We start from the raw sequence: 6,804 nt of genomic DNA, 5'->3' as shown, positions 1-6,804 counted from the left end.
GGCTCAGGATGACGACGACGAAATCGACAGCGACATCGAGGACTTCGAGCCCGAGCCCGCTGCCGACGACGCCGGTAGCAAGCCAACCCCGCCGTCCCAAAAGCCGACGGCAGCATCGCGGCGCGCGTGGCTGTTCAGCGTGGCCATGGTCGTTGTGTTGGCGGGACTGGTCGGGTGGTTGGGCTTTCGCGCTCACCAGTCGCAGCAGGCGCAGGCCCAGCGAAGTCAGTTTCTGCAGGTGGCCAGGCAGGGCGCGCTGAATTTGACGACGATCGACTGGCAGCATGCCGAAGCCGATGTGCATCGCATTCTGGACGGGGCCACTGGGGAGTTCTACGACGACTTCGCCAAGCGGTCACAGCCGTTCATCGAGGTGCTCAAGAAAGCTCAGGCGAAGACGGTCGGCACGATCACGGAGGCCGGCTTGGAGTCGCAGACGGCCGACTCAGCCCAGGCGTTGGTGGCCGTGTCGGTGCAGACCTCGAATGCCGGTGAGGCAGAGCAGGTTCCGCGGGCATGGCGGATGCGTATCGACGTGCAGAAGGTAGGTGACCAGGTGAAGGTTTCTAATGTCGGGTTCGTGCCATGAGGTGGTTCGCGTCGCGCGGCGCAGGCGATCTAAGTGCGGCCGACTCGGTGGAGGAAACACCGGCTGAGTCGGTGCAGACACTGACCATTTCCGACGATACCGAGGCGAGCGAAGCTGCCACGGAGGTCGATGAACCAGATCGTGATGAGCAGCCAACGGCGCGTCACATCCGCTGGCCGCGGGCGATCGTGTTTGTGGTGCTGCCCGTGCTGGCGCTGTTGCTGGCTTCCGCCGCGGGCTTTTTGAAGTGGCAGGACGGCTCGGCTCGCGAAGCCGGCGTGGCTCGCACCGAATCCGTGCGGGCCGCTACCGACAGCACCATCGCGCTGCTTTCCTATAAGCCCGACACGGTCGAGAAGGACCTTGACGCGGCGCGGGGCCGGCTGACCGGTTCGTTTCTGAACGCCTACACATCGCTGACCCACGACGTGGTCATCCCGGGAGCAAAGCAGAAGCAGATCTCCGCCATCGCAACCGTTCCGGCCGCCGCGTCGACGTCGGCGACCGAAAACCGTGCCGTGGCGCTGCTTTTCGTGAATCAGACCGTCATCATCGGTCAGGACGCGCCGACAAGCACGGCATCTAGCGTTCGAGTCACCCTCGACAAGGTCGGCGGCCGGTGGCTGATTTCCCAATTCGACCCCGTATAAACCGAGATGCGTTGAACCGGTGAAGATTTGGACTCTGGCCATCACAGCAGCCGCGGGTGTCGTCGGCTCGCTCCCGCTGGGGTCAGTACCGCGGGCGTGCGCCGCACCGGCACCTGAGATTGAGTACGTCTATGACGTGATGGTGCGGCGGCACTACGACAACTTTGCGAACTCTGCCGGCGCCGTCAACTACGGCTACGGGATCTGCGACAAGATCGGCCGCGGTGAAGGCTATACCCAAGTCATGGGTGACGTGAAAAACGACATCAGGCCCAATGACGAGTTCACAGCCAATTACCTTGTCTCGTATGCGGTTAACCTTTTATGCCCAGCGCAGATTTGGCAACTGCGCGACTCGGCAGCTTACTACCAGCCACCAACCGGCGGCTAAGAAAATGAAGGAGACCAACATGCGGTATTGGCCCCTTACTCTGCCTGGCTTGGTCGTCGCGGGCGCCCTGGTGGCCACGCCCGGCGCGCATGCGGATGGTGACAACAACACGCTCATACCGAACAACAAGCGGCTCAACGACAGTGTGGTTTCCAACGTCTTTACCATTGAGCATCAGGCCGGCTGCACCAACGACGTCAGGATCAACCCACAATTGCAACTCGCCGCCCAGTGGTACACCAGGGATGTGCTGAACAACCGCAACCTTGACGGTGATATCGGCTCAGACGGGTCGACACCACAAGATCGCGCCAACGCGGCAGGCTTCCATGGTCAGGTGGCGGAAACCGTGGCGATCAACCAGTCCATCGCTATCAGCGGCAACGATTTGCTAAACCGGTGGTACTACAATCCCGCCTACAAGGCCATCATGTCCAATTGCGCCAACAGCCAAATGGGAGTGTGGTCGGAAAACAGTCCGGATCGCACCGTCGTGGTGGCCGTGTACGGGCAGCCGCCGCCATCAGCCAACCAACAAGTCGTCGCGGAACTTCCTCCGGGCTCCCAGGCGAACAACATCCCGCTCGATCCCAGCCCCGACTACGACGCCAGCGACGAGCTCGAAACCGGCAACAACTGGTGGGCGTGGATCCTGCGAGGCGTGTACCCACCGCCGGGTATTCCGCCGCAATAGCGCAGCCTTAGCGCGCCGCGGGCATCCGGCCCTACCTCACAAGAGCGTTGTAATCTCTGCGACGGCAACATTCTTCGTCGGGATCGCACCACCCACATAGGTAGAGGCGTCGAGCCGGAACAAGCGAGAATGTCGCGAGCTAGCCAGTGTGACGTGCTGCGTCAACCCGACCAAAGTCGATGTGGAATATATTGCGATACTGTCGGATTCGATGCCTGCGTGAAGAGTACGTGCACTCCCGATGCGGCCTCCTACGCCGGGGATGGTGCCGCCTGGACTCCCGACCGGTCACTGAACACCGAGACCGTTCTGGGAAGCGTCGTGGTCCTACGCCACTTGGCGATACGGCCGAATCTGTTGGAGCAAAAAGGGATCACGGTGACGGTTAGTGGAATCACCAGCGGGGATACGACTAACAGCAGCATCCCGACAAGGGTCAGATAGGTGGTCATTATTTCACTCTCGTTTAGGTAGGACTTGAATTTCGCAGCGGACCATTCGCGGAGATCGCCGAGGCACGGCTGTAACGCGCAGCACGCGCCCTTCGTGTGATCCTGCTGTCCTCCAAGTGTCTCCGGGCTCAGCCCGGTGCGCGTCACCTCATCGGGTGGTTCTCGTCTCCCCGTCGGAGGCAAACCCGGCGTCGTCCCGGCGCAGCGGTGTCGAATCGAGCGAACCGCATTGGTGGCTGGCCGGCGAGAGCTAGGGTAAATAGCTGCACCGAAGGAATCTGCGATGGGAACGCTGGCACCGAGTCGTTTGGATTGTTTGCCCTACCGGTCGGATCAAATCCGCCCCGCCAGTGGGGCTCGGTTGCGGGTGGTCTAGCTGTGGCCAATCCAGACGCCACTCAAACCAGCCCTGCTTCGGGAATCGTCGCCGAGCTTGAGGCAGAGGGCTACCACGACGCGGAGCCGGTGGGGCGCGGCGGGTTCGGAGTGGTGTATCGCTGTAACGAACCGTCGCTTGACCGCGTCGTTGCGGTGAAGGTGCTCAGTTCCGATCCGGACGATGTCGACCTCGAACACTTCAAGCATGAGCAGCGAGCGATGGGGCGGGTCTCCGGCCACCCGAACATCGTGCCCGTACTGCACAGCGGCGTAACCTTCGCCGGGCGACCGTACATTGTGATGCAGTATCACCGTCGAGACAGCCTCGGTGCCTGGATCCGGGGTCACGGACCACTTGGGGTCCGTGAGGCGTTGGAGATAGGGGTACGCCTGGCGGGTGCTCTGGAAACCGCGCACCGGGCGGGCGTACTTCATCGCGATGTCAAGCCTTCCAACGTCTTACTCACTGCTTACGGGGAACCGCAACTTTGCGACTTCGGCATTGCGCGCATCGTGGGTAGCCGTGAGACCTCCGCGCAGCGAGTGGTCGGATCCCTCGCCTACATCGCGCCTGAGGTCTTCGAGGGCGCCGCCGCCTCGGTCCCTGCGGACGTTTATGGCTTGGCGGCCACGGTCTTTACCGTGCTCAGCGGCAACCCGCCATTCACGGTCCGATCAGGCGAACATCCTATTGCGTTTGTTCGTCGCGTGATGGCAGGTCCGATCCCCGATCTCTGCGCGAAAGGCACCCCAGACTCGATCTGCTCGGCAATAGAACTCGGGTTGAATATCGATCCAGCACGCCGGCCGAGCACTGCGGCAGCATTCGGCGAAATTCTGCGAGCAGCCGCCAAGCATGTCGGACTCGGCATCGCCGACGTTCCACTGGAGTTACCGGCACCGCCAACCGACGCTGACGAATCGGCCTCCGGCACCGGAACTCCCGGATCAGCGGGGCATTCCGCCGCTATCGGATTGCGGTCAGACGGATCGGCCTCGATCCAGCGAGCGCAGTACCCGCCGAGCGCGCCGACACGATTTCGACCGCCGACATTCACTCGCCCGACGGTGCCGAGGCGACGAATCCTCGACCGCCTCGGGTCGGGGCCAAGACCAAAGCTGGTCCTGATTCACGCTCCCGCCGGCTACGGCAAAAGCACTCTGGCCGCGCAGTGGGCCCAAACGCTCACCCGACAGGGTTTGAACAGCGCATGGTTGGCTATCGACAACGACGACAACAACATGGTCTGGTTTCTTGCCCACCTGATTGAGGCGATCCGGCGCACCCTGCCAGATCTCGCCGACACCCTGCAGCAAGAATTCGAAGGGCATGTGGAAAATACGAAACACTATGTCCTGAATGCCTTGATCAACAGCCTGCATTGCGACAAACAAACCCTCGCGCTGGTGATGGAAGACTGGCATCGCGTAGACCACAACGAGACTACGGACGCTTTAGCTTACCTGCTTGAGAATAGTTGCCATCACTTGCATTTGATTGTCACTAGTCGTACGCGCGCGGGACTTCCGCTCTCCACGATGGCGGTCCAGGGGGAGCTGGTAGAAATCGACTCGTCGCTTCTCAAGTTCGATGTGGCCGAATCCCAGGCGCTGCTGGTCGATCAATGCGGCCTCGACCTCACGCCCGCCAACATCGCCGAACTCGAAGACTCCACCGACGGATGGGCTGCCGCTTTGCAGCTGGCATCATTATCCCTTCGCGGCCACCCCGACCCGACCGCACTTATCGAGAATCTGTCCGGGCGACACCAAGCGATAGGCGACTATTTGGCTTCCAACGTCCTAGACAGCCTCGAGTCGGATCTCCTCGATTTCTTGTTATCGACCTGCGTCACCAAGCAGGTCTCCAGCGGATTGGCGACTGCGCTCACCGACAACCGGCACAGCCAAAGCGTCCTCGAAGAGATCGAAAAGCGTGACCTGTTTCTGCGCAGAACCGACGCTGAAGGATCGTGGTTCCAATACCATCACCTGTTCGCCGACTACCTGCTGCACCGTCTCGAGCGCGACGCAGCAGATCGCGTACCAGAGCTACACCGCAAGGCCGCGCAGTGGTTTACCGAACACCAGATGCTCAGTCAGGCCGTCGATCACCTGATTCTCGCCGGGGACGCGCGGCAGGCGGTCGACGTAGTCGAGCAAGCGGCTCCGGATCTGAACGAACATTCCCAGATGAGCACGTTGATAGGGCTTGCCGCCAAACTCCCGGCGCAACTTGTGGATGCCCGCCCGCGGCTACAGGTCGACCTTGCGTGGGCAAACGTCGTACTTCACCGTCTGGCGGCGACCGAGGACGCACTTCGGCTGGCCGAGTTCGGCATCGATTCGCTTCCGGACGACCAAGTCGCCGACCTCCGCGCCGAGATGGACCTGGTGCTCCCCGTAATTGGCGCATTCCAGGATCGCCTCGATCCCGCGGCCGCCGATGCCGTTCAGGCTTGTGTCGACAGAGTTGACACGCTTCGACCCTGGATTCTCAGCCGGGCAGCCGACGTCGGCTCGTTTCGTGCGATTCGGGTGTTCGACTTCGATGATGCGCTGCGTTGGCAGAGGTGGGGACGCCAATACCATCAGCGGACGTCCGGTGCGCTCAGCGGTAGCTACGGATACTGCTTCGCGGCGATCGCCGCGAACGAGCAGCTCGACGTCGCTGGCGCCGAAGCGCACCTGCGACACGCGATCCGAATCGCGCTGCTGCCGTCCGGACGCCCAACCTATGTAGCAAAGCTGGCCGGATCTCTGTTGGGAGAGCTTCTCTACGAGCGCGACCGCCTCGACAAAGCGGAGACGTTGCTCGATGACGCCTACGAACTCGGTGCCGAGGGTGGCCTGGTTGATTTCATGGTTGCTGCTTTCGGAACCGGGGCGCGGCTGAAATTCGCCTGCGGGGACAGGACCGCCGCAGACCTGCGACTAGCAGAAGGTTTGGACATCGCGAAAGCGCTACATCTACCGCGACTCGAGGCTGCCTTGATGTATGAGCAAGTCCGATTAGCCGCAATGTTGGGTCAAGATATCGACGTATCGCTGGCGCAGCGAGTCCGCAGCCAAGGTGCACAAGTCTTCGACGGAATCGGTGACGTGACAGCGGAATTCAGAGAGGACTCGCAAATCAGGTTACTGCTCGTTGACGGAGAATCGTCAGCCCTTGCCGATGCGTGCAGTCGTGCGCGAATTCGCCGGGACCACATTGACCAACGGAAGCGCCCGCGCGCGCATCTTCGGGCCTCGCTGCAGTTGGCTTATTGCCTGGCGGTAGTTGGGAATAGTGCAGAGGCCTCGCGGGTTTTGGCGCCGGTGCTGACGACCTGCGCCGCGCTTGGACTGAGTCGTTTGCTTCTCGACGAGGGGCCGATGATGGTGCGCCTTGCGAAGGAAACAGCGGCAGAAGACGAGTTCAGCTCCGCCGATCCGGCGATGGCAGAGAACGTTCGAGATTTCGTCCTGGGACTGGCTGAGACGCCTGCCCTGTAGTTTCGGTCAGGCCGCGTAGGTACTCAATTCTCCCGTGCGAGCGTGCTTGTCGAGAAAGCGCTCCCGAGTAACGAGATACACCGGGAACGCCATCGATACACCAATATAGGACAACCCCACGAAGATCCAACCCCATTTGTATCCCAGCCCAATCC

At 61.7% G+C, this 6,804-nt stretch carries 5 protein-coding genes; all 5 read left to right on the top strand.

The window, feature by feature from the left end:
• Positions 1–22 precede the first annotated feature (22 nt).
• The 5 genes from WAN02_RS17705 (at position 23) to WAN02_RS17685 (ending at position 6,649) form a co-directional block, all read left to right on the top strand.
• Positions 23–589, top strand: coding sequence for a mammalian cell entry protein (locus tag WAN02_RS17705; RefSeq protein WP_422265549.1), 567 nt, complete (start codon positions 23–25; stop codon positions 587–589).
• Entirely contained in the window at positions 586–1,239 is a 654-nt protein-coding gene (locus tag WAN02_RS17700; protein WP_422265547.1) for a hypothetical protein, read from the top strand. The genes WAN02_RS17705 and WAN02_RS17700 overlap by 4 nt, the downstream gene beginning before the upstream one ends.
• A 19-nt stretch (positions 1,240–1,258) precedes the next feature.
• Positions 1,259–1,630 carry a DUF732 domain-containing protein gene (locus WAN02_RS17695; protein ID WP_422265545.1) on the top strand — a complete coding sequence of 124 codons (372 nt, stop codon included), beginning with the start codon at positions 1,259–1,261 and terminating at the stop codon, positions 1,628–1,630.
• A 19-nt stretch (positions 1,631–1,649) separates the two neighbouring features.
• On the top strand, positions 1,650–2,324 hold the full coding sequence (locus tag WAN02_RS17690; RefSeq protein WP_422265548.1) for a CAP domain-containing protein: 675 nt from the start codon (positions 1,650–1,652) through the stop codon (positions 2,322–2,324).
• A gap of 830 nt (positions 2,325–3,154) precedes the next feature.
• Complete coding sequence (locus WAN02_RS17685) at positions 3,155–6,649, top strand: protein kinase domain-containing protein (protein ID WP_422265543.1); 3,495 nt, start codon at positions 3,155–3,157, stop codon at positions 6,647–6,649.
• The last annotated feature ends 155 nt before the right edge of the window (positions 6,650–6,804 follow it).

This window comes from Mycobacterium sp., from assembly GCF_049281135.1.
Classification (GTDB): Bacteria; Actinomycetota; Actinomycetes; order Mycobacteriales; family Mycobacteriaceae; genus Mycobacterium.
Note: the sequence above shows the minus strand (reverse complement) of the source record. Positions and strands in the feature narration are given on the sequence as shown.